Consider the following 23,951-nt stretch of genomic DNA (forward strand, 5'->3'; position numbering starts at 1 on the left):
CTTCGGAAGTCTGGCGCGGGTAAAAAAAAATGCCGGGGCAAAAGCCCCGGCATGGTTCAAAATTGTTTGCTTAAAAAAGATTCTTTATTTAGAAAGGCAGATCATCATCCTCACCTGGTGCGTTACTTACATCAACCGGGGCTGCATAAGCTGGGGCACCTGCTGCCGGAGCACCTGCAACGGCATTGATACGCCAAATCACCAAACTGTTAAAATATGATGTTTTACCTGTTTTATCTGTCCAGGGACGGCCACGTAAATTAAAGAAAACCTCAACTTCATCGCCTGTTTTAAATGTATCTAATAATGCAGTTTTATCTTGCAAAGCCTCAAAACGGATATATTCAGGATATGTTGGATTTTCTGCGTATTCTACTATTAAATCACGTTTTTTAAACGTTTCGCTTACTTGTTGTGTGGCACCTACTTCGTGTACTTTTCCTTTAATTTCCATAACCAATACTAATAATGTACTTATAAACATCAAATCTCTATAATTTTATTGATAACTTCGCATATATTATGATGCAAGTTTTCCACAATAAAAGCAAGGTAATTATTACCTGCAACAAGCGCCTTTCGCCTTATTTACAAGAAGAAGTTAAGGCTTTAGGTTACACTATCGAAAGAGCTTTCGCTACTGGCGTTGAGCTTAATATAACCGTTACAGAGTGTATAAAGCTGAATTTGAACTTGCGTTGCGCCAGTCAGATCTTATACTCAATTAAAAATTTTAAAGCGAATACCCCCGACGATTTATACAAAGAAATTAAAGCAATTGAGTGGGAAGAACTGATTGATTTTTCAGGTTATTTCTCTGTTACCTCAAATGTGGATAACCCGAATATAACTACACCGCTTTTTGCCAACCTGAAAGTAAAGGATGCGATTGTAGACCGTTTGAAAGAGAAAAAAGGCATTCGTCCCAATTCAGGCTCTGATGTAAATAAAGCGGTGGTACATTTATACTGGAAAGATGCTGAAGCCAATGTTTTTATCGATACCTCGGGCGAAACGCTGGCCAAACATGGTTACCGCAAAATACCAGGTAAAGCACCTATGCTCGAAGCACTGGCTGCAGGTGTAATTTATGCCACCAACTGGGATAAAAAATCGCCTTTTATTAATCCGATGTGTGGTTCGGGTACTTTAGCCATCGAAGCGGCACTGATTGCCACAAACCGCGCACCGGGATTATACCGCATGAATTATGCCTTTATGCACATTCTGGGTTATAACGAAGAAGTATTTTTTGCAGAGCGCAGGATATTAAAAGAGCAGGTAATTAAAAATATTGAGCTTAAAATTGTAGCTTCCGATCTTTCTGAAGATGCAGTTGAGGTAACACGCAGAAACGCAAAAACCGCCGGAGTTGATGGCTTAATCGAGTTCGAGGTATGCGATTTTGAGCTAACGCCAGTACCCGAAGATGGCAAAGGTGCAGTGGTTTTTAACCCCGAGTATGGCGAGCGTTTAGGTGTGCACAGTAAACTGGAACTTACTTATAAGCGCATGGGCGATTTCATGAAAACAAAATGTAAAGGCTATTCTGGCTATATTTTCACCGGAAATCCCGATCTTGCTAAAAAAATAGGCTTAAAAGCTGCTAAAAAAATTGAATTTTATAATGGTAAATTAGACTGCAGGCTGTTGGAGTACGAGTTGTACGATGGCTCGAGAAGAATCGCAAAAACAGAAGACTAGTCTTTTTCATTGAAATTTAATATATTACACGCTCTTACGTTCCATAACGTAACCAATTTTGAAGAATATGGAATTCGATGACATGGACCATATGCCCGAATGGGAGCATTTTAGCCGCTTTGGCCGGGATGATGAGGATGAAGAAAACCTATCGTCCGATGACGCCGAAAAAGTAAGGTTAAAAGTATCCAGGGCTAAGAACTTATATAATCAGGCCAGGGCGGTATATAAATATGCTGCCCTCTTCTGCGAAACACTGGAAGGCGAAATGGCAGAACTAACTGCCAACTTAATTATGCAGAATGCACTGATGCTATGCCCCAAAATTGTGGGTGCTGAAGGTGCAGATATGTATATTTTACGCATGGAAAATGCTTCCATTATCAGAACCAATTGTCGCGAGCTCGAAACCCAGGTAAGGGCTGCCGATATGTTTGGGATTTGCACGCCCGAGTATAAAGACATTGTACTGGCCGAAATCGAAAAATTTCGCTTACTGTTTATTGAGTGGGTAAAATATTTCGAAAAAGACGAATTTGAAGACGACTGGGGCCTTTACTAACCTCCATTTCAACAAACATTACGCCCAGAATCTTTTAAATCAGGCTCACAAACCCTGGTTAGATCCAAATCTCCATAACGCCTCAGCTCCTCCCCTCAACCTGGTTACCTCGTTATCAGCGCCGCAGGCTGCTCAAAACTTTTTCAAAATCCAATTGTTGCAGTAATAAGTTGTCTCTCAGGCTCACGTAATTCCTAATAGTGCTAAATAATCAGTTTAAAAAAACTATAGGCCTATAACTTTCGTAAATAAGTAGAGAAAACGTTAAAAATTAATACCTTTTTATGGAAAACACATTGGCATTAAAGACAAAAAATGTTGCCGGGAATATCAGAAAGATTAGAGAATACAGAGACTATACTCAGGATTACCTGGCTGCAAAACTCAAAATATCGCAAAACGCTTACAGTAAAATAGAACTTGGCTACAGCAAGCTCACTATCGATCGTCTGTTTCAGATTGCCACGATTTTAGAAGTAGAGGTATCGCACCTGCTAACGCTTAATCATAACGATTTGATCAAAATTATTGCGGATGACGAGCGCCGGGCAGCAGTAAGCTAGCTGAGCGCCGTGTTGATATCATTTATTTTCCCCGCCAAATAATTCCAATACCTTTGGAAAAATTTAGCACAATGCAGGAACCTATCCAGAAAACCATCGATTTTGTAAAAAAAACTTTAGCAAATGCCGAAGCGGGACACGACTGGTTCCACATTGAAAGGGTTTTTGAAACCGCAAAAACCATCAATGAGCAAGAAAATGGCAACCCACTTGTAGTTGCTTTTGCCGCTTTGCTTCACGACATTGCCGACCCCAAGTTTAACCATGGCGACGAAGAATTAGGGCCAAATATAGCGGCGGCTTTCCTCGAATCCATTGCTGTTGATCCCGAAATCATTGCCCATGTTAAACTGATTATCCAAAATATGTCGTTTAAAAACAGCTTTGATGCCGGCAGCTTCACCTCGAAGGAAATGCAGATTGTACAGGATGCCGATAGGCTGGATGCCATTGGCGCTATTGGCATTGCGAGGGCTTTTACTTATGGTGGGTTTAAAAACAGAGTGCTCTACGATCCGGCAATCCAGCCCGAAACACATCTGACCAAAGAAAGTTATAAAAATACAACAGCCCCAACCATCAACCACTTTTACGAAAAGCTTTTGCTCCTCAAAGATATGATGAATACCGAAACCGGTAAGATAATGGCTACAGAGCGACACAATTTTATGCTGCTTTATTTAGAACACTTTTATAAAGAATGGTCGGGTAAGTAATCACCAAAAATACCTAGAACTAAGTATTTCACAGGCATACACAGGGTCTTAACTTTACAAAAATTAATGCCATGCATGCCTATAAACTAAAATATCACAAAAATAATGTGATGCTAATCGCGATGATCGGCTCCCCATTGCTGTTCATTTCACTGGTAATGTACTGCATTTTTGGTTTATTCACTTCACTTTCAGAAGCGATGATGCTAATGTTCGTTTCTTTATCTATTATCTCGATGGCGCTGATGCTTTTCTGGGTAGCTAAAACACAGATATTTGTACACAGCGAAGTGCTAATTGGCGACGATGGCATCGGTTTTAAATTAAAAAGCACTTCTTTATTGTACCGCAGAACTGACTTTTTTTCGGGCTGGGAGAATGTTAGCCGTGTTACCGAAATGCTCGATAACAACAACGGCGGTTATTATTATCAGATCGAATTTAAAAATCCAAACTTTGTGGCCAATTTCAACCCGGCAAAAGATCTTGAAGCCGAGGCTGATCGTTTTTTTTCAGAACTGGACCATTACCAGAAAAATTACCAAATCGGCAGTCAACTACCTTTATCGGGTAAATTACAACCCTCAAATAGTTTTTAATCAAACCCTTTTATTCCCGAACAGAATAGGATTACCACAGATAAAATACTAATATTTTTAGCTTTTAACTATCTTTGTTAGCATTAAAAAGCTATCCTATGTCTGACCGAATTCGTGAAAAACTGAATATTCTTGCTGACGCCGCTAAATACGATGTTTCTTGTTCATCGAGCGGCGGCACAAGAAAAAATGACAATAAAGGCCTCGGAAACAGCCATGTTTCGGGCATTTGCCATACCTATACCGAAGATGGCAGGTGTGTATCATTGTTAAAAATCCTGCTAACCAACCACTGCATTTACGATTGTTTGTTCTGCGTATCGCGCAAAAGCAACGATATTAAACGCGCCGCTTTTACAGTGGATGAAGTGGTAGACCTGACCATGAATTTTTACCGCCGCAATTATATCGAAGGATTGTTTTTAAGCTCAGGGATTTTTAAAAACGCCGATTTTACCATGGAACGCCTGTTGCTGGTGGTAAAAAAACTTCGTTTAGAGCAAAACTACAATGGCTACATTCACCTGAAAACCATTCCCGGGGCCAGCGACGAACTGATTAAAGAAGCCGGATTATACGCCGACAGGATGAGCATTAATTTAGAAATGCCAACCGAAGCCGGGCTGAAATTACTGGCACCAGAAAAAAACCACGCAGATGTAATTAAGCCACTCGACTTTGTTCAAAAACAAATAGCACAATTTTCGGCCGATAAAAAACTGATTAAACACATCCCCAAATTTGTGCCAGCGGGACAAAGTACCCAAATGGTTATTGGCGCTACTCCTGAGAGCGACAAGGATATTATGTATACCGCCAATGCCTTTTACAGAAATTTTTCGTTAAAAAGGGTCTATTATTCGGGCTATATACCCATTAGTAACGATAGCCGCATGCCTGTTTTAGGTACTCAGCCGCCTTTGCTAAGAGAAAACCGGCTGTACCAAACCGATTGGCTAATGCGTTTTTACGGTTTTAAAGTTCAGGAAATTTTAAACGATGCCAACCCCAATCTTGATGTAGATATCGATCCCAAATTAAGCTGGGCCATTCGCAATATGCAGCACTTTCCTGTAGATATTAACCAGGCCGATTACAGGATGATTCTGCGCATTCCGGGAATTGGCGTAATGTCTGCACAAAAAATTGTACAGGCCCGCAAGTTTGGTAAACTGAGGATAGACCAATTGAAAAAAATAGGCATCGCCTACAATAAAGCCAAACATTTTATTATTTGTGCCGATAGCCCCTATCAGTTAAAAGATTACCAGGGCACGCAGATTAAGGCTTTTATCCTGGCCGAAAGCAAGAGTAAATATTTAAAAACAGATAATAACCAGATGCTTTTGTTTTAAATCCCATTATCGTCATTGCGAGGAGGCTTTTCAGCCGACGAAGCAATCTTTTTATCGACAGCCAATCTTTCTAAAAATATTGCTTTAGCCAATGAAAAACTGGCTTCGCAATGACGACATTCTTTAATATAAAAAACATCCAATGATTTACATTTTCGATGGCTCTTTACCGGGCCTTTTAACGGCAGTTTTTGAATGGTTTGAGCGCAAGCCTGGTAAGGCTGTGCTTAAATCAATCGAAATGTTTCAGCCCGAAGCTTTTGCCGAAAGTTTTACGGTTATAACTGATTCGGCAAAAGCAGATCGCGTTTGGACAGGGCTTCAAAAGAAGTTAACAAAAGCGAGTCTACGGAAATTTTATTGCAGTTATTTATCCGAAATTCCTGAAGCCAGCAACCACCTCTTTCACTTTTCGATTTACATTTTCAAACATGAAATTGGTGCAGAAGGTAATTATGGTAATGAGCATATAATGGCACTTGCTAAATATGCCAAAAGTGTAGAACGCGAAAAACACCGCATGGAAGCTTTTATCCGTTTCCAAAAAACGGGTGATGGCTTATTTTATGCCAGTATTGACCCGGATTTTAATGTTTTGCCCTTAATATCTAATCATTTTAAAAACCGTTACGCCGATCAGCAATGGGTAATTTATGATTTAAAGCGAAAATATGGTTTGCATTACAATTTAGAAACCGTATCAGAAATCACAATAGGTTTTGCCGAGGGCATTAACAAACAAAAACCTGCTCCCGGTCTTATGGATGAAAATGAAGCACTTTATGCCACACTTTGGAAAGATTATTTTAAAAGTGCTAACATTGTAGCCAGGAAAAACACCAAATTGCATGTTCAACATGTGCCCAAAAGATATTGGAAGTATTTAACCGAAAAAATTGATGTATAATCGCCCAAACTGATCAACAGTCTTTTAAAACTTTATTTATGGTGTTCAAAAACCAAAACTTACTGCCATGCTGACACGCCCACAAGCCATTAGCATGAAAAGATTGACAGTTTGGTGAAAATTTGTCCCTCAAAACCTATTGGCATAAAAAGTGTTAATTGTATGCCTAGTTAAAAAAACAAAATCAAAATAAAAAAATAATAAAAGTTATGGCGTTAAACCTTAAACCAATTGCTGGCAGTTCGAACAGAGTAATCGTTGAACCGGCTGCAGCAGAAGAAAAAACTGCGTCAGGTTTGTATATCCCTGATACCGCTAAAGAAAAACCATCTAAAGGAACTGTAGTTTCTGTTTCTGAAGAAGATGCTGAAGGTAAAAAAGCTAGCGTAAAAGTTGGCGATGTTGTAATTTATGGTAAATACGGTGGCACTGAGTTCCCTTATGAAGGTAAAGATTACCTGATTATGCGCGAAACTGATATCTACGCTGTTGTAGGATAAAAATTGAAATGTTGCAACGCTCAAATGTTGTAATATTTATATAAACCGGATGATTGAGATATTTCAACCTTCCAACATTAAAATTTAAAAATATTCTTAAAAATGTCTAAACAAGTAAAATATAACGTAGAAGCACGCGACGCCCTGAAAAGAGGTGTTGATATCCTGGCTAACGCAGTAAAAGTAACTTTAGGTCCAAAAGGGCGTAACGTAATTATCGATAAAAAATTCGGCTCACCAGCCATCACCAAAGATGGTGTTACTGTTGCTAAAGAAATCGAATTAAAAGATGCAGTTGAGAACATGGGTGCTCAAATGGTGAAAGAAGTAGCTTCTAAAACAGCTGACATTGCTGGTGATGGTACTACTACTGCTACCGTTTTAGCACAGGCCATTATTACTACCGGTATTAAAAACGTTGCTGCTGGTGCAAACCCAATGGATTTAAAACGTGGTATTGATAAAGCGGTTGCTGCTGTTGTAGAGAACTTAAAAACTCAATCGCAAACTGTTGGCGAAGACAATAACAAAATTAAACAAGTTGCTTCTATTTCAGCCAATAACGACGAGGTAATCGGTGCGTTAATTGCTGAGGCGATGAGCAAAGTTGGTAAAGATGGGGTAATTACTGTTGAAGAAGCAAAAGGTACTGAAACTGAAGTAAAAACAGTAGAAGGTATGCAGTTTGACAGAGGTTATTTATCTCCATACTTCGTTACCAATGCAGATAAAATGGAAGCTGAATTAGACAGCCCTTACATTTTAATCTACGATAAAAAAATCAGCAACATGAAAGAATTGTTGCCGGTTTTAGAAAAAACTGTTCAAACTGGCAAACCATTGGTAATCATTTCTGAAGATTTAGATGGCGAAGCTTTAGCTACTTTAGTAGTAAATAAAATCCGTGGTTCACTGAAAGTTGTAGCGGTTAAAGCTCCAGGTTTTGGCGACAGAAGAAAAGCAATGTTAGAAGACATCGCAATCTTAACCGGTGGTACTGTTATTTCTGAAGAAAGAGGTTATAAATTAGAAAATGCTGATTTAACTTACTTAGGTTCTGCAGAGAAAGTTGTTGTTGATAAAGACAATACAACTGTAATTAACGGTGCAGGTAACACTGACGATATTAAAGCACGTGTTAACCAGATTAAAGCACAAATCGAAACTACTACTTCTGACTACGATAAAGAAAAATTACAAGAGCGTTTGGCTAAATTAGCTGGCGGTGTTGCAGTACTTTACGTTGGTGCAGCAAGTGAGGTTGAAATGAAAGAGAAAAAAGACCGTGTTGATGATGCTTTACATGCAACCCGTGCGGCTGTAGAAGAAGGTATTGTTGCTGGTGGTGGTGTAGCTTTCATCCGCGCTGTAGCTTCTATCGCTGATTTAAAAGGTGTTAACGAAGATGAAAACACAGGTATTCAGATCATCCGTCGTGCTATTGAAGAGCCATTACGTCAGATTTGCGAAAACGCAGGTATTGAAGGTTCTATCGTAGTACAAAAAGTTAAAGAGGGTACTGCCGATTTCGGTTACAATGCACGCACAGGTGCTTACGAAAACTTAATTGGTGCAGGTGTTATCGACCCAACTAAAGTAAGCCGTGTAGCTTTAGAAAATGCAGCATCGATTGCAGCAATGTTATTAACTACAGAAGTTGTTTTAGCAGACGAGCCTGAAGAAGGTGGCGCTCCAATGCCTCCAATGGGTGGCGGCGGTATGGGTGGTATGATGTAATATCAATCCATAACGAAACGATTTCGTGTAAAAATATGCCCTCAAGGAGATTAAGCCTTGGGGGTTTTTTATGCCCTTTACCTGCCTGAAACCAGTTTTGAGAGTCTCTATAACCTGCTCATTTAGTTAATGTTGGTGTAAAATTTTGCGGTTGTAATGCAAAAATTACGTTCTTTACAACGAATATTTATTTGCGAATCCCATTCCGGCATTCTGCTAAGTTAGTGAAGCCAGATAAAGTAAGTTTCCCAAAGCAGAACTTACAACGCGTAATAAAATCATTCCTCAGTGTTAGAGATTTATGAAGATTCGCTGTAAAAGGAAATGGCATTGTTTTGTCCTGTTTTTTGGGGCATTGTTTTACACGTCAGTATGTTTTTCGCAGATTAATATTGGTGCAGTTGATGCCGGCCCCTTTACTCCGGGTAGTACCATTGCTGTGCCATTCACCATAACTTCGGGCTGCGCCACACAAGGAAACCAGTTTCAGCTTTATCTTTCTGACCAAAACGGCAGCTTTGCTGCTGAAACCCTGATCGGTACTTACACCGGTTTTTACAGTACTTACATCAATGGCGTTTTACCAGCCGGGCTTACACCGGGCACAGGTTATATGGTGAGGGTAAAATCAACAAGTCCGGCATCAGCAAGTACACCATCTACCACATTTGAAGTTAAAGCCGGTCCTGCTGTTGAAGCGAAATTAACCTCAACCTATCTGAACGCTGCTAATACCGAAACTTTTGGTACCTGTATCAGTAAAGCCAACAATCCTTTTTTCCTCAATAACGCATCTACAGCAAACAGTACTGTTACCGCAACAGTGGTTGATGAAGTAAATGGCGGCACTCCGACAACGGTTAACTTTGCTATTAACCCACAAAACTTTACCGCTCAACAGGTACATTACACAATTTACACTAAAGCGGTAATGCCTGACGGTACGATTGGTACAAAGGCTTATTTACTCATCAATAATAGAGCGATAACTGCCTTTGCTAATACCGGGAACACAGTGGTTTGTTTGCCCAACGGAGCATTAACCTTTAACGTAGATGTGACCTCAACTGCAGGTATCCAAAACAATTTTCCTGGCGATATTTACACCATTAACTGGGGCGATTTAACAACATCGACTTATACCATTTGCGAAATTATTGCCAATGGCGGGAAAGTAACACACGCCTACACCAGATCTTCTTGCGGAAGTGTATCTACCTCGAGCGCCGGAACAATATACAATGCATTTGATGTTTCTATTAATGTAAAAAATGCCTTCTGTACTACTATGGGAACCCCGGTTTCCTCTTCAGCCAAAGTAGTAGTTAAACCAATAAATGATTTTGTTTTCAATACACCGAGCTGTACAAATAAAGATGTTACTTTCGTTAACACTTCAATTTTAGGGGAAAATCCAAATACCAACACCGCTGCCTGTACTCCTAACAACGTTACTTATAACTGGTATGTAGATGGCGTACTGAAGGAGTTTGACAAGCCGAAATCATTCAATTTTGTATACAAATTTACAACCCATGGCGAGCACATCATCCGGCTGGAATCTAAAAATTTAACAGGTGAATGTGATGCCGATCCTGTAGAAATGAAAATCTGTATCCAGGATCCTCCAAAACCAGATTTTACCTTACCCGCAACAACCATTTGCGCACCTGGAACATTAAAACCAACCGATAACTCCGTATTGGATAACATTTGTAATGCAGCCAATACCTATTCGTGGTCGGTAACACCGGCGGTAACTTATGCCAATGGCACCAGTGCAAGCAGTAAGGAACCTGAATTTAATTTTACCAATCCGGGTATTTATACGATCGTCTTAAGCATTTCAACTCCATCATGTGGCGTGGTAACTACACCTGCACAAACCATAGTGGTAAACGCAACACCTGTAGCTACGCTCTCGCCCGATATTACGGTTTGTAATTTATCTACTTACGATTTTAACAATACCACTACGGGCCCAACCAAAACCACCATTTCGGGCACATCTAAAGATTTAGCTGATACCTACACGTGGACGGTTAGTGCTGCCGGATCGGGAACTTACAGCTTTACAGGTGGTACTACGGCCAATTCTAAATATCCATCTATTAAGTTTGATAGCTACGATACTTATACCGTAACAGTAACCCACAAAAATAACTGCGGAACTGCGACAGATACTCAAATCCTGACATTCAGTACCGCACCTGTGGTTAATGCAGGGCCTGATCAAAGCATCTGTTTTAACGATCCCAGCTTTACACTGGCTGGAGCAGTAACAGGTACCACATCAAGCCAAACATGGGTGGGTGGTACTGGTACTTTTAACACTAATAGAAATGACCTGAACGCAGTTTACACCCCATCAGCAGCCGAAAAAGCAGCGGGAACGGTAACCTTAAAATTGCGCGCCACAACCACTTTGCCAGCGCCCTGCAACCAGATAGACGATGATATTATTTTAACTATTAAGCAAAATATCAACGTTACCAGTGCGGCAACAAAAACCATCTGTACCGGAAAAAGCGTGGCTTACACCCCTACCTCGGCTGTAACTGGTGTTACCTACACCTGGACGGCAACGGGAACCACAAATGCAACAGGTTATAGCGCCAATGGAACCGGTGATATTAATGACATCATCACCAATACCGATGCCAGCACCGACGCCGTAGTTACTTATGTAATTGTACCGCATAAAGATGGCTGCGATGGTACACCTTTTAATCTGGTGGTAACCGTAACGCCCAACCCAATAGCTACCGCAACGCCACAAAACACCAGCATTTGTAATGCTACTGCTGCAGGCATAACGCTTTCGGCAAACCTGAGTGGCGTAAATTACACTTATACCAGTACCGTAACGGGTGCCATAACAGGCAACAGCAACAGACCGGTTGCCTCTGCCAGTAACCAGATTAACGATATTTTAACCAATTCGGGTACCAGCCCCGGAACTGTAACCTATACTGTTACACCGGTCTCTGCCAATGGTTGCCCCGGCACTCCTGCTACCGTAACCATAACTGTATTACCAGGTGCAACACCTGCCAACGCGGGACCAGATGAAGCCATCTGTAACCAAATTACTTATACCTTAAAAGGCAATAGCCCCGTTGTAGGAACTGGTAAGTGGACAATCGTATCAGCGCCTACCACCATAACCTTTGCTGATGATACCCAAAACAACACGTTAATTTCGGGTTTAGTCGCTGGAAACACCTATGTATTGCGCTGGACCATCAGCGATTCTGGCTGTTCGACCTCAAGTGATGATGTACAGCTTACCGTTAACCCGCTCAGTGTAGGCGGCACTACTGGTAGTGATGCCAGTGTTTGCTCAGGCGCCAATGGAGGCAATATAATACTAAGCGGACAGGTGGGTAACATCATCCGTTGGGAACGTTCGGTTGATAACGGCACAAACTGGTCGACAGTTGCTTCAACAGCCAACCCTTATGTTTTTACTAACCTTACCATTACTACTCAATTCCGCGCGGTAGTACAAAGCGGAAGCTGTGCAGAAGCCCTTTCTACGGTAACCACCATTACCGTAAACCCGGGTACGGTTGCAGCTAATGCAGGTGCTGACCAAAGCCTGTGCAGCGGCAATGGCATTACTTTAAACGGGAATAATCCTGCTCCAAACACAGGTAGCTGGACCTTAACCTCCGGCCAAACCGGAGTCGTATTTGCCGACGCTACTCTATTCAATACGGCTGTTACCGGCCTTGTATCCGGTCAAACCTATACCTTCAGGTGGACCATTACCGGCTTTGGCGGCTGTCCTCCTTCCACTGATGATGTAACCATTACCTATTATCCGCCGGTTATCAATACCATTAATGCATCGGCTGCCCCCGTTTGCGCAGGCCAAAACATTACCATTACGGGCGATACACCTACAGGTGGAACAGGCACCTATGCTTACCAATGGCAAAGCAGTGCCGACGGCAGTACCTGGGTGAATATCCCTTCGGCCATCGGTAAAGATTTAACCACAACGGCTAACGTATTTACTTATTTCAGGCGTTTGGTAAACAGCACGATTTGTACCTCAATCAGTAATTCGGTACAGATTACTGTTTTACCGGGTTTAACCAACAATACCATTAGTGCTGATCAGCAGATTTGTGTCGGCGCAACAGCAGCACCGCTTACGGGTTCTACACCAACAGGTGGCAGCGGCACCTATAGCTACCAATGGCAATCCAGTATTAACGGAACGGCCTGGAGCGATGTATTAGGTGCTACAAGCATGAACTTTAACCCGCCAACTCCAACCGTTACCATTTATTACCGGCGCGCGGTAGCAAGCGGAGCCTGCTCGGGTAATTTAAGTAACGAGATTAAAATAACGGTAAACCCACATGCCAAAGCAGAAATAACCTACACCACCAACACGGGCTGTGCTCCTTTTAAACTCGATGCAACCAATGTTGCGGCTACATTATACCCCGATCGCAATGCCGTATATACCTGGTTTGCCAACAATGTACAAATTGGAACCGGCCCTGCCTTTCCCGGTTATACCATTACCAATGGCAACGAAAGCGTAAACATAAAACTTGTGGTAACCAGCAGCCTGGGCTGTAACACTGACGAAAAGACGGAGGTATTTACAACTTTACCAATTGTTACGCCATCTTTTACACAAAGTACCACCGAAGGTTGCGGACCGCTTGGCGTTACTTTTACCAATACCACCACGCCGCTTAATGGTGCAACTTATAAATGGGATTTTGGCAATGGCCAATCTTCTACCCTTGCCCAGCCTGCAGCCATAACTTTCCTGGCCGATCCAAGTGGAAAAGACAAAACCTATAACATTACACTAACAACAACCTCACCCTGCGGGCCGCCGGTTGTAACGGCTGCGACAGTTATTGTACATGCCAAGCCTGTTGCCTTGTTCTCCCCCGATAAAACTACAGGCTGCGCTGATCTATTGGTTAACTTTAGCAATACCGGGCCAGAAAGTACCGGCACAACTTACACCTACGATTTCGGTGATGGCAGTAGCCCTGAAACTTACACCGACAGACAAACTGTAAGTCACATCTTTAAAACATTAGTAGTAAAAGATTTTACCGTAAACATGACCGCCAGGAATGCTTGCGGTATTGCAAACGCCATACCGGTGGTGATCAGGGTTTCGCCAAACAATATTATCCCTGAGCTGGTGGTAAACGGAAACGAAAAAAGAGGTTGCGCGCCTTTTACGGTCAACTTTATCAATAACACAAGCGGAGCCAGCAGCTTTACCTATACTTTTACCAACGAAGATACCGGCGAAATCAGCAGCGCCTTTTCTATCACCACGGGTGTTTTCCCGCATCTTTTCACCAAACCAGGCCGGTATACCATTAAGCTGGATGCAGAAAACGATTGCTCAAAAAACTCAACAAGCGAAACTGTTACCATCCTGCCGCAGCCAACCGTTGGTTTCATGGCCGATAAAACCATTGGCTGTACCAATCTTGTGGTAAAGTTTAAAAATACAAGTGTAGCTGCAGTAGGTTATGTATGGGATTTTGGCGATGGTTCTCCAACTTCGACCGATTTTGAGCCACAGCACACTTACACTGGTTCGGGAGTAAACTATACCGTTACGCTAACCACCACAAACAGCCTTGGCTGTACCAATACGTTAGCTTTACCCGACTTTATCCAGATTGTTGCTCCACCCGTAGCCACTTTCACGGTAAGTCCGGGCAATGAGCTTTCCATTCCGAATTACAGCTTTGGCTTTAAAGATACCAGCACCGGATCGGTAAGCTGGGAATGGTCGTTCGGCGATGGCGCTAAATCAACCTTGCAAAATCCCAACCATACTTATGCCAATGAAGGCTCCTATACCGTAACCCTCAAAGTCTTAAATAAGGAAGGCTGTTCAGCAACCACTTTTCAATCAGTGCGGATTATCGGGGTACCCGGATATTTAAATATCCCCAACTCCTTTATGCCGGCAAGTGCCAAAAACGAAATCAAGATTTTCAAGGCAAAAGGCCGGGGTATAAAAGAATGGAATATGTCTGTCTTTAATAAATGGGGCCAGCTTTTATGGGAAACCACCAAGTTAGACGATGGTGCACCTTTAGAGGGTTGGGATGGTACCTACAAAGGTCAGGATCAGCCCCAGGGTGTTTATTACTGGAAAGTGGATGTGAGGTTTATTAATGGCAGCGATTGGAAAGGGATGACTTATGATTCATCTCCTCCCAAAAAAACGGGTGTAATATATTTAATCAGATAGATGATGGGGAGAAGGACAATTATATTTTTACTTACACTGGTGCTACCGCTAATTGCTTTGGCGCAAGACCATATATACTCACAGTTTTACAATGCACCTATTTATTTAAACCCTGCACTTACCGGTCAGTTTGAAGGCGATATCCGTTTTAATGCGCTCTACCGCAACCAGTGGACCGGTTTAGCCAGTGATTTTTCTTACATGACGGCTTCAGGAGATATTAACCTCCGCAGGCTGAATAGTGGCATTGGTCTGGTTTTTAACCGCAGCAGCGAAGGCACCGCTTATCTGGTTAAAAATAACATTGCTGTAAGTTATGCCTACATTATTGGCGGCGATGATTTCACGCTCTCATTCGGTTTGCAAGCCGGCGTAACGAACCAGAAATTAAACTGGGATAAACTGGTATTTGGCGATCAGATCGATATCAATACAGGCTACATTCCCGGTAGTATTTCGGGTGCTGAGCGCCCCGCGGTTGACAGCCGTTTTTATTTAGATGCCAATGCAGGTGCAAACCTGGTAGTTGGCAAATTTATGATGGGCCTGGCTACACACCACCTCAATCGCCCCGACGAATCGCTTTCGGGTTTTCAAAGTAAATTACCACTCCGTATTTCAGGCAATTTAAGCTACAAATTAACCTTGATTCCAGATCAGTACGACCGCGACGGCAGTTACCTTATCCCTTCTATCGTAGCCTACAAGCAAACCAACGTTACTTCCTTCAGTGCAGGTATGCAATACAAATATGCAGGCATTAACGCCGGTATCTGGTACCGTAACGATGGCAACAGGAACGGAAACGATGCGATTGTTTTTTCGGTGATCTTCGATATTTTTAACCGCAGAACCAACGGTGAAAAATTCAGACTGGGCATTAGCCACGATGCAACCACCTCCAAAATTAACTACACCAATACCGGCGGTACTTCCGAAATTGGGGTAGGTTACGAAAAATACTTTCCAAATAGTTCGAACGGCGGCCGTGCAAATGGCCTGAGATGTTACGATTTTTATTAATTTGCCTTAGTTAATTTAAGGCCTATGAACGAGATCCTGGAAAACCACCATTTCATTACCCAAAGCGAAGTGAATAAATTTCTACTCGCTACGCTGTTATGTGGTATTATTGGTGCCGAACGCGAGTATAGAAGTAAATCGGCGGGTTTAAAAACCATGATGATGATTGGTTTAGGTGCCACCCTGTTTACCATCCTTTCCATCAATATTGGTGCAACAAGCCAGGATCGTATTGCCTCGAACATTGTAACAGGCATTGGTTTTTTAGGCGCAGGTGTAATTTTTAAGGAAGAAAACCGTGTTAAGGGATTAACTACCGCCTGTATCATCTGGATTGTAGCTGCTATAGGCATGGCAGTTGGTTCAGGGTATTACGAACAGGCTATCGGGGTAACTGTTGTGGTTATGCTGGCCTTAATTATTTTTCCTTTTTTAGAAGAAATTGGCGACCGCCGCTTTACCAAACGCGTATACCGCATTGTTAAAAAACAGCATACCCACGGTGATTTAGAAAGCTACGAGGAAGTTTTCAAAGCAAGTAAACTAAAACCACAACGCGGCAAACATCAGCTGGTAAACAACATCATTACCGGCAACTGGACGGCTACCGGCACGCCACAAAACCACCAGAAGTTTGTAGAGCGCATGCTAAAAGATGATGATATTATAGAGTTTGATTTTTAACGGATTCGCTTTCCACGTGAAACAGAATCAAAAACTCATCCCCCTGCCCCCTTCAAAGGGGAGCGAAATTTCCTCAAGGACAAAGTGATTGGGGTTTGGTTAGCCTCAAAAATAGCTCACAGGACATTTTACTGCATTAAGATTGCCAGTCAAGCTGGCAATGACGGATTGTACAAAGGGAATTGCAAAAGATGTATCCGCAAGATAGCTTTTTAAGAGGTCAAGGGGAACAAAAATTACGGCATTCTAGCTCATTAATCACTAAAAATTATTTAGCTAAAAATCACAAAACAATCATAGCTTTGCATAACAACTTTCGTAATGATTAAGGAACAGATTTCAGTTTTCGATATTTTTAAAATAGGCATCGGCCCTTCCAGTTCGCATACTTTAGGTCCATGGCGGGCAGCACAACAGTTTACGGCTTCGCTGACGCAAAACCACCCGATTGATACCGTAGAAGGCATAAAAATATTGCTTTATGGTTCACTTGCCAAAACCGGCAAAGGGCACGGAACTGATGTAGCCATCTTATTGGGATTGACAGGTGCAGATCCGGTAACTTTTGACGTAGATGCAGTAACGCCTACTTTCGAAGCCATCCAAAAGAATAAAAAACTGAACCTCGCCAATCAACTGGTTATCGATTTCGATTATACTGCAGATTTGCTATTCCTGTTTTCAGAAAGCTTACCTTTCCACCCCAACGCAGTTACTTTCCAGGCTTTTTTAAACAACGGAAAAGCTTTTTCAGAAACCTATTACTCTATTGGTGGTGGTTTTGTGGTAAAAGAAGGCGAAGACAATAGCAAAAAACCACAGGTAGATCTACCCTTTCCGGTTGAGAAAGCCAAAGAGCTTTTGCATTGGTGCCTGTCTACAGGTTTAAAAGTGAGCGAAATTGTAATGGAAAATGAACTGGCCTGGCGACCTGAAGCGGAAACGAAAAAAGGCATTTTACAGCATTTCGCCGTAATGCGCGATTGTATTTACCGTGGCTGCCACACCACCGGCTTTCTGCCAGGGGGGTTAGAAGTTGCCCGCCGCGCTTTCCCGCTTAACAAAAGGCTAATTGGCCAGAACGAATACAGCAACTATGATACCTGGGTAGAGGCTATCAGAAACGGCGGAAACGGATTTAATTACATTTTAGACTGGGTAAGTTGTTTTGCACTGGCTGTTAATGAAGAAAACGCTTCGTTTGGCCGCGTAGTTACTGCCCCTACCAATGGTGCTGCAGGGGTAATACCGGCTGTACTTCAATATTTCATCACCTTTTGCAATGGTTATACCGAAGACAAAATCATCCAGTTTATAGCCTGCGCTTCAGAAATAGGCAGTATTTTCAAAAAAGGAGCCACTATCTCGGCCGCTATGGGCGGTTGTCAGGCCGAAATTGGCGTTTCATCTGCGATGGCAGCCGCGGCACTAACCGAGTGCCTGGGTGGCTCACAAAGACAGGTATTAATGGCCGCCGAAATTGCCATGGAACATCACCTGGGCTTAACCTGCGATCCTATTGGAGGCTTAGTGCAAATTCCTTGCATTGAAAGAAATACCATGGGTGCTATAAAAGCGATTACGGCAAGCCAGCTGGCTTTACAAAGTAACCCCGATAAGGCGAAAGTAAGTTTAGATGCGGTGGTAAATACCATGTGGGAAACTGCCCTGGATATGAATGCGAAGTATAAAGAAACCTCTGACGGAGGCCTTGCAACCAACATCCCAATCAGTTTACCAGAGTGCTAAATCAACATTGTTGCATTTATATGACGGATGTTATCGATTTATTACAAACATTCTGATCCTAAATCAGCAAGTATTTCTACATTCGCTCAATTTTAATAATTATTCATAAAAAATGATCAACTACACCAAAATCAGTGTGATTGGTCTGGCTTTGTCGTTATCTACTTTGGTAACATACGGTCAGGACAATCTTGTTAATTCTTTAAAAAACAACCAAAGCGAAAACAGTAAAGCATCTTTTAAATTTACTGATGTTATTAATTTAGCCAATACACCTGTTCAAAACCAGGGTTCATCGGGTACCTGCTGGAGTTATTCTACCAACTCTTTCCTTGAATCGGAAATGATCAAAGCAGGTAAACAACCTGTTCAGTTATCGCAGATTTTCACAGCACGTAATGCTTATGTAGAAAAAGGAATCAACTATGTACGCATGCATGGCGCAGTTTCTTTAGGCGATGGCGGTGCCTTGCACGATGTAATTAATATGTACAGGAAATATGGCGCAGTACCACAAGAAGTGTATACTGGCTTAAACTATGGTACAAAAACCAATAAAACTGCTGAGCTTGGCGACATCGAAAAAGGTGTTTTAGAGGCTGTGGTTAAAAACTCAAATGGTGAGTTAACACCTAACTGGTTAAAAGCTTATACCGGCGTTATCGATGCGTATTTAGGCGCTGTCCCTGAAAACTTTACTTACAACGGTAAAAAATATACGCCTAAAACTTTCGCAAACGAAGTGGTAGGTATCAATCCAGATAACTACGTGGAATTATCTTCCTTCAACGATCATCCTTTCTACAGCAAGTTTACTTTATTGGTTCCTGATAACTGGTCGTTTGATCAGGTTTATAACGTTAAAGTAAATGAGATTACCGATATCATTGACAATGCCTTGAAAAACGGTTATACTGTAGCCTGGGCTACCGATGTAAGCGAGAAATCATTCAGCTATAAAAACGGCGTAGCGTTCGTTCCGCAGACGCCTTTTAACGACATGACGATGAAAGAAAAAGCGGATATGTTTAATGGTCCGCAGGCAGAGATGGAAATTACACAGGAAAACCGTCAGGCAGCTTTTGATCACTACCAGACTACTGATGACCATGGTATGCACATTGTTGGTTTAGCTAAAGACCAGAACGGTAAAGAATACTATATCGTTAAAAACTCATGGGGTGTAACCAACGATTATAAAGGTTATTTATACGTAACCAAAAACTACGTAAAATATAAAACCACAGCATTTTTATTGAACAAAGCAGGTATCCCATCTGCTATTGCCAAGAAATTAGGTTTGTAAAAAATTTCAAGTGACTGGGAGCCGCAGAAGAAATTTTGCGGCTTTTTTTGTGATTAACGATGATATGTATCGACCATTTTTACCACAGAGAACATTGAGGTATCCACAGAGAACACTGAGCGCTAACTTAAAACTACGGTAAGCTTAAAATATTCCGTGAAAATCCGTGATTCCGTGGCAAAATTATTTGCGGTTAAACCTAAACCAAACCTGAATAATTAAGCACCAGCCACCACAAACCCGTTGTAATAAAGGCAAGCACAATCCCTACCCCTACCACTAAATTAGACAACTTAGGGTTTAAATTGTACTGATCTGCAACCACACCAGCCGTTACCAAAGTGGGCATGGCCATTTCAAAAATGGTGATCCGGGTAATGATGCCGTTCAAACCTAATAGCACCGCCATAGCCAAGACTACTGTTGGTGCCAGTATTAATTTGTAGAGTAAAGCAAAGCTGATGTGCTTCAATTCGCCAAACCAGCCACCAAACCTGAGCTGTAAACCAATCGAAAACAAAGCCAGCGGACCAACAGTTCCAGCAAGCTTTTCGAAAAGCGATTCGAGGGGGCTAATATTAATAAAATGCGGTATAGATAAAGCTAAAACACAGCCAATAAGTGGCGGAAAGGTAAGTACCTTTTTAATTACCAGCCCTGCACTCAGTTTTTGGTTTTGCGAAGAACGGATGGCCACCACAATACCAATAGTAGATAAAAGCATAAAAGTAGCCTGATCGCAGATAATGGCTATAGCCTGATCTTTCTCGCTAAAATAGGCCGCAATTAAGGGGAATCCCAGAAATGAGGTATTACTTAAAGCACTCGTTAGCTTTAGCCCGCCGCTTGTTGCTTTGCTTAATTTCTGGCTGCGGCTACACGCGGTTACAAACAACCAGCCAAATAACCACACGCAGGCAGGTGCCAGTGCCGGAAAAAGCAATTCTTTCGTCCACACGATGTGTGGTAAATATTTAAATGAAGCCGCAGGTAAAGCAATGTAAATAATCCAGGCATTAATGCCTTTGTGCGCATCTTTGGGCAGGGTTTTGCTTTTTCTAAAAAGGATGCCAGCCAGTATACACAGGCCGATAATAATAAAATTTGCCATGGAGTGCCGTAAAGATAGCCATAAAACAAAAACGCCAATAAGAATTTATCCTATTGGCGTTTAAAAAATTATTTTGATCGCTTATTTGATATGCGCTCTTAAAAACCAGGCCATTTCTTCGTGGGTTTCCATCAGTCCGGTAATAAAATCGCTGGTTCCGGCATCACCATAATCGTTTGCAATCGGATTGATATTACCTCTGATAAATTCGATAACCGTTTCATGATCGGCCAATAAATCTTTAATGTAACCCAGGCTATCATTGTGGCGCTCGCTGTATTCGGTTAAGTGCGTTAAAGCCAAAAAGTTTTTAAGGGTTGCAGGTGCGTAATGACCTATTTTACGGATGCGTTCGGCAACACTGTCAATAAATTCATCAAGCTGGTTATACTGCTCTTCAAAAAACTTGTGCTTGGCCAAAAAGTCGATACCTTCCACGTTCCAGTGGGCATTACGGGTTTTGGTGTACAAAACGTATTCGTCGGCTAATAGTTTAGCCAATTGTTCTGAAACTGCTTGTCTATGTTCTGCGGTTATTCCAATTTTTGCGTCCATTATGATTCTGTTTTTATAAAGCTAATTTACTCTTTATAGTTGTCAAAACAGCAACAGAATATCACCATATTGTTAAATAAATGAACATCGTTGAGAGACATGAAGCAATCATCAATCATGCGCTCCTGGTTACCCTTGTAAGATTGCTTCGACGGCTGAAAAAGCCCTCTCGCAATGACGGTCAACTTAGAAAACCACAGATTTCCAGATTAAATAAAAATCTATGAATCTGTGGCTAAAATTTATAGAGCTGTTCTCTTATATAATTCGGAAAGTCTTTCAACGACCTGTCCCGATTCATCGGGAGGCTACCATTGACGCACTGCGTAGAAGAATCGTCATTTCGACTGGAGCCAATCGGTTTTTCACCGGTGGCGGAACGGAGAAATCTAATGAAACAGATTTCTCGACTACGGTGCCCTCCGCTCGAAATGACGATCTCTGAGAAGCTGTCACTCTTACTGATTTTTATATAATAATTACCTTCTCAGGATGACAACAAGTACTGCAATTAACTAGCTGGCTTAGATTTTGGTTTCTTTTTGTGCCAAACGCGTTTCTTTCCGTTGTTTTTATGCTGAGGCCTTTTTTCCTCTACATGAGTAATTTCCATGGTAGCAATATGCTCAGGCAAAGGCATCCGGGGCACCTGCTTTTCAATCAGCTTCTCAATGTTATCAAACTTGCGCTTATCGCGGCCGTTAACCAGGGTAATGGCCGTTCCTTTGGTAGCTGCCCTTGCCGTACGACCAATCCGGTGTACATAATCTGCAGGATCACCAGGCACATCGTAGTTAATCACCAGGTCAATTCCTTCTACATCGATACCCCGCGATAATACGTCGGTTCCGATGATAATGCCCAACCGCTTATTTTTAAATGCCAGTAAAATATCTTCACGCTCTTTCTGACCTAAATCCGAATGGAAAGCTTCGGCCTTAATGCCTAAGCCTTTAAAAGTTTTATACAATGCCTTTACTTTCTCTTTGGTTGAAGCAAAAATGATACTGCTTTTGTATTTACCTTCTTTAAAAATCTCTGTTAGTAAAGCTTGTTTTTGCTGATCGTGAATGTTGTAGGCCTGCTGATCAATCCCTTCGGCAGGTTTAGCAATAGAAATGGTAATCTGTTTAGGCTCGTGCAAGATTTTGCCAGCCATATTTCTGATTTTCGGCGCCATGGTGGCCGAAAACAAAAGCGTTTGTCGTTTTTTAGGCAAATAACTGATGATGCGGATAATATCGTCGTAAAAACCCATATCCAGCATCCTGTCGGCTTCATCCAGAATTAAATGCTGCAAATGCTCCAGTTTCAATACGCCAGATGATAAATGTGCCATTAAACGCCCGGGTGTGGCAATAATAATATCTACCCCTTCACGCATCGAACGCTTTTGTTGTTCGTAAGCAATACCATCGCCCCCGCCATAAACAGCTAGTGAGCTGATATTGGTAAAATAAGCCAACGCTTCTACCTGCAAATCGATTTGCTGGGCAAGCTCACGGGTTGGCGCCAAAATCAAAGTATTGTTATGTCTTTCAGTGGCCCGGCTAATTTTATCCATTACAGGCAAAAGATAACTGGCCGTTTTTCCGGTACCCGTTTGGGCGCAGGCAATCAGATCGTGATTATCTAAAATTACCGGAATGGCTTGTTCTTGTATCGGAGTAGCGCTTTTATACCCCATGGCCATTAAGCCTTCAAATAAATCGGGGTTAAAATTAAAGTCGTTAAAATTCAATCTGTCTGTTTTTGTCTTTTAGCAAAAGTACCTCAAATTAAGGCGAATAGCAAACGCATTTCAACATCTGCAGAGATTGGCTGTTTTAGCCGCAATGGCCCGACGCTGAAACGCCTTTCCTGTCCTTATATCTTTGAAAACCTGCTGCTCACAGTAACAAGAGATCAAAACCACTTTGAAAGCTTCCTGCAGTGCGCAGCGCCCGATCAAACATACTTTGAAACCTTCCCACCATACGCAGCGACAAATCATAGTTACTTTGAAAGCTTCCCACCCACGGCAGGAAGCTTTCAAAGTAACACTCCTAAAAGTTGTACGGCCGCAAAAACATTTAAACAAAAAATGCCCCGATTGTAACCGGAGCATTTCGCGAAATTATAATAGACAAAACTTAGTCCACCAGGATATCTTTCTCTGGTGTATTGGTTTCGGGATTTTTAGGTAAGGTTACTTTTAAAATTCCGTCGGTATAAGCCGCAGCAATCTGATCGTTAAGTACCTTTCCGTTTAAAGCAAAGGCTCTTTCGAAAGCACCATTGCTATATTCGCGGCGACTAAATTTTTCGGCTGCCCCTTCTTCTGCTGGCTTGTATGAAATGGTTAAAACATCATCTTTGGTTACCACTTTCAGGTTTTCTTTAACCAAAGCGGGTGCATAAAGGTGAATAATGAAACTATTTTCGGTTTCTTCGATATTTACCGGTACGCGCCTGAAACCGCGGTTAAACATTTCGTAACCCTGTTTAAAACGGCCTCCAAAGTGATGGCCAAATCTGCCGCGGCTGTGACCGCAACCATGATGCATTTTGCCTGTATGGCAGCTATGTTCGTTGTACATGTTTTTAAAATTTAATGGTTTGTAATTATTAATTCGCCGGCC

19 protein-coding genes are annotated in these 23,951 nt (G+C 41.9%); 14 read left to right on the forward strand and 5 right to left on the reverse strand.

What is annotated here, in order from left to right; all coding sequences use genetic code 11:
* Positions 1 to 88: 88 nt before the first annotated feature.
* Entirely contained in the window at positions 89 to 454 is a 366-nt protein-coding gene (locus OC25_RS15485) for a DUF3127 domain-containing protein (RefSeq protein WP_039477771.1), read from the reverse strand.
* 71 nt (positions 455 to 525) lie between these two features.
* Here OC25_RS15485 and OC25_RS15490 point away from each other — a divergent pair, with 71 nt between their 5' ends.
* The 14 genes from OC25_RS15490 to OC25_RS15555 all read left to right on the forward strand — a co-directional run bounded on the left by OC25_RS15490 (position 526) and on the right by OC25_RS15555 (position 19,664).
* Positions 526 to 1,704 carry a THUMP domain-containing class I SAM-dependent RNA methyltransferase gene (locus OC25_RS15490; protein WP_039477937.1) on the forward strand — a complete coding sequence of 393 codons (1,179 nt, stop codon included), beginning with the start codon at positions 526 to 528 and terminating at the stop codon, positions 1,702 to 1,704.
* A 67-nt stretch (positions 1,705 to 1,771) separates the two neighbouring features.
* Positions 1,772 to 2,266 (forward strand): hypothetical protein, encoded by a 495-nt coding sequence (locus OC25_RS26970; RefSeq protein WP_052266239.1) that lies wholly within the window; start codon positions 1,772 to 1,774, stop codon positions 2,264 to 2,266.
* A gap of 284 nt (positions 2,267 to 2,550) precedes the next feature.
* Entirely contained in the window at positions 2,551 to 2,829 is a 279-nt protein-coding gene (locus OC25_RS15500; protein WP_039477774.1) for a helix-turn-helix domain-containing protein, read from the forward strand.
* A gap of 71 nt (positions 2,830 to 2,900) precedes the next feature.
* Positions 2,901 to 3,545, forward strand: a complete 645-nt coding sequence (locus OC25_RS15505; protein ID WP_039477777.1) for an HD domain-containing protein — start codon at positions 2,901 to 2,903, stop codon at positions 3,543 to 3,545.
* Positions 3,546 to 3,616: 71 nt separating this feature from the next.
* Positions 3,617 to 4,144 carry a hypothetical protein gene (locus OC25_RS15510; protein ID WP_039477779.1) on the forward strand — a complete coding sequence of 176 codons (528 nt, stop codon included), beginning with the start codon at positions 3,617 to 3,619 and terminating at the stop codon, positions 4,142 to 4,144.
* A 98-nt stretch (positions 4,145 to 4,242) separates the two neighbouring features.
* Positions 4,243 to 5,499, forward strand: a complete 1,257-nt coding sequence (locus tag OC25_RS15515) for a putative DNA modification/repair radical SAM protein (protein WP_039477781.1) — start codon at positions 4,243 to 4,245, stop codon at positions 5,497 to 5,499.
* A gap of 142 nt (positions 5,500 to 5,641) precedes the next feature.
* The gene (locus OC25_RS15520) at positions 5,642 to 6,406 is read left to right on the forward strand and encodes a TIGR03915 family putative DNA repair protein (protein WP_039477784.1); all 765 of its coding nucleotides are present in this window, start codon (positions 5,642 to 5,644) and stop codon (positions 6,404 to 6,406) included.
* Positions 6,407 to 6,615: 209 nt separating this feature from the next.
* Complete coding sequence (locus OC25_RS15525; protein ID WP_010599229.1) at positions 6,616 to 6,906, forward strand: co-chaperone GroES; 291 nt, start codon at positions 6,616 to 6,618, stop codon at positions 6,904 to 6,906.
* 102 nt (positions 6,907 to 7,008) lie between these two features.
* The gene (gene groL / locus OC25_RS15530) at positions 7,009 to 8,643 is read left to right on the forward strand and encodes a chaperonin GroEL (RefSeq protein WP_039477789.1); all 1,635 of its coding nucleotides are present in this window, start codon (positions 7,009 to 7,011) and stop codon (positions 8,641 to 8,643) included.
* 301 nt (positions 8,644 to 8,944) lie between these two features.
* A complete protein-coding gene (locus tag OC25_RS15535) occupies positions 8,945 to 14,902 on the forward strand; it encodes a PKD domain-containing protein (protein WP_052266240.1) in 5,958 nt (1,985 codons plus the stop codon).
* Positions 14,903 to 15,925 carry a PorP/SprF family type IX secretion system membrane protein gene (locus OC25_RS15540; protein WP_039477791.1) on the forward strand — a complete coding sequence of 341 codons (1,023 nt, stop codon included), beginning with the start codon at positions 14,903 to 14,905 and terminating at the stop codon, positions 15,923 to 15,925.
* A 24-nt stretch (positions 15,926 to 15,949) separates the two neighbouring features.
* Complete coding sequence (locus tag OC25_RS15545) at positions 15,950 to 16,609, forward strand: MgtC/SapB family protein (protein WP_052266241.1); 660 nt, start codon at positions 15,950 to 15,952, stop codon at positions 16,607 to 16,609.
* 321 nt (positions 16,610 to 16,930) lie between these two features.
* Positions 16,931 to 18,358 carry an L-serine ammonia-lyase gene (locus tag OC25_RS15550; protein WP_039477793.1) on the forward strand — a complete coding sequence of 476 codons (1,428 nt, stop codon included), beginning with the start codon at positions 16,931 to 16,933 and terminating at the stop codon, positions 18,356 to 18,358.
* A 112-nt stretch (positions 18,359 to 18,470) separates the two neighbouring features.
* Positions 18,471 to 19,664, forward strand: coding sequence for a C1 family peptidase (locus OC25_RS15555; protein ID WP_039477795.1), 1,194 nt, complete (start codon positions 18,471 to 18,473; stop codon positions 19,662 to 19,664).
* Between the two features lie 199 nt (positions 19,665 to 19,863).
* Here OC25_RS15555 and OC25_RS15560 read toward each other — a convergent pair whose 3' ends face one another.
* The 4 genes from OC25_RS15560 to OC25_RS15575 form a co-directional block, all read right to left on the reverse strand.
* Positions 19,864 to 20,775: an AEC family transporter gene (locus OC25_RS15560; protein ID WP_039477798.1), complete on the reverse strand. Its 912-nt coding sequence runs from the start codon at positions 20,773 to 20,775 to the stop codon at positions 19,864 to 19,866.
* An 81-nt stretch (positions 20,776 to 20,856) separates the two neighbouring features.
* Complete coding sequence (locus OC25_RS15565) at positions 20,857 to 21,330, reverse strand: Dps family protein (RefSeq protein WP_039477802.1); 474 nt, start codon at positions 21,328 to 21,330, stop codon at positions 20,857 to 20,859.
* 511 nt (positions 21,331 to 21,841) lie between these two features.
* Positions 21,842 to 23,071, reverse strand: coding sequence for a DEAD/DEAH box helicase (locus OC25_RS15570; protein ID WP_039477805.1), 1,230 nt, complete (start codon positions 23,069 to 23,071; stop codon positions 21,842 to 21,844).
* Positions 23,072 to 23,462: 391 nt separating this feature from the next.
* Positions 23,463 to 23,909 (reverse strand): Hsp20/alpha crystallin family protein, encoded by a 447-nt coding sequence (locus tag OC25_RS15575; RefSeq protein ID WP_039477808.1) that lies wholly within the window; start codon positions 23,907 to 23,909, stop codon positions 23,463 to 23,465.
* Between the last annotated feature and the right edge of the window lie 42 nt (positions 23,910 to 23,951).

The sequence above is a fragment of the Pedobacter kyungheensis genome, from assembly GCF_000812965.1.
Taxonomy (GTDB): Bacteria; Bacteroidota; Bacteroidia; order Sphingobacteriales; family Sphingobacteriaceae; genus Pedobacter; species Pedobacter kyungheensis.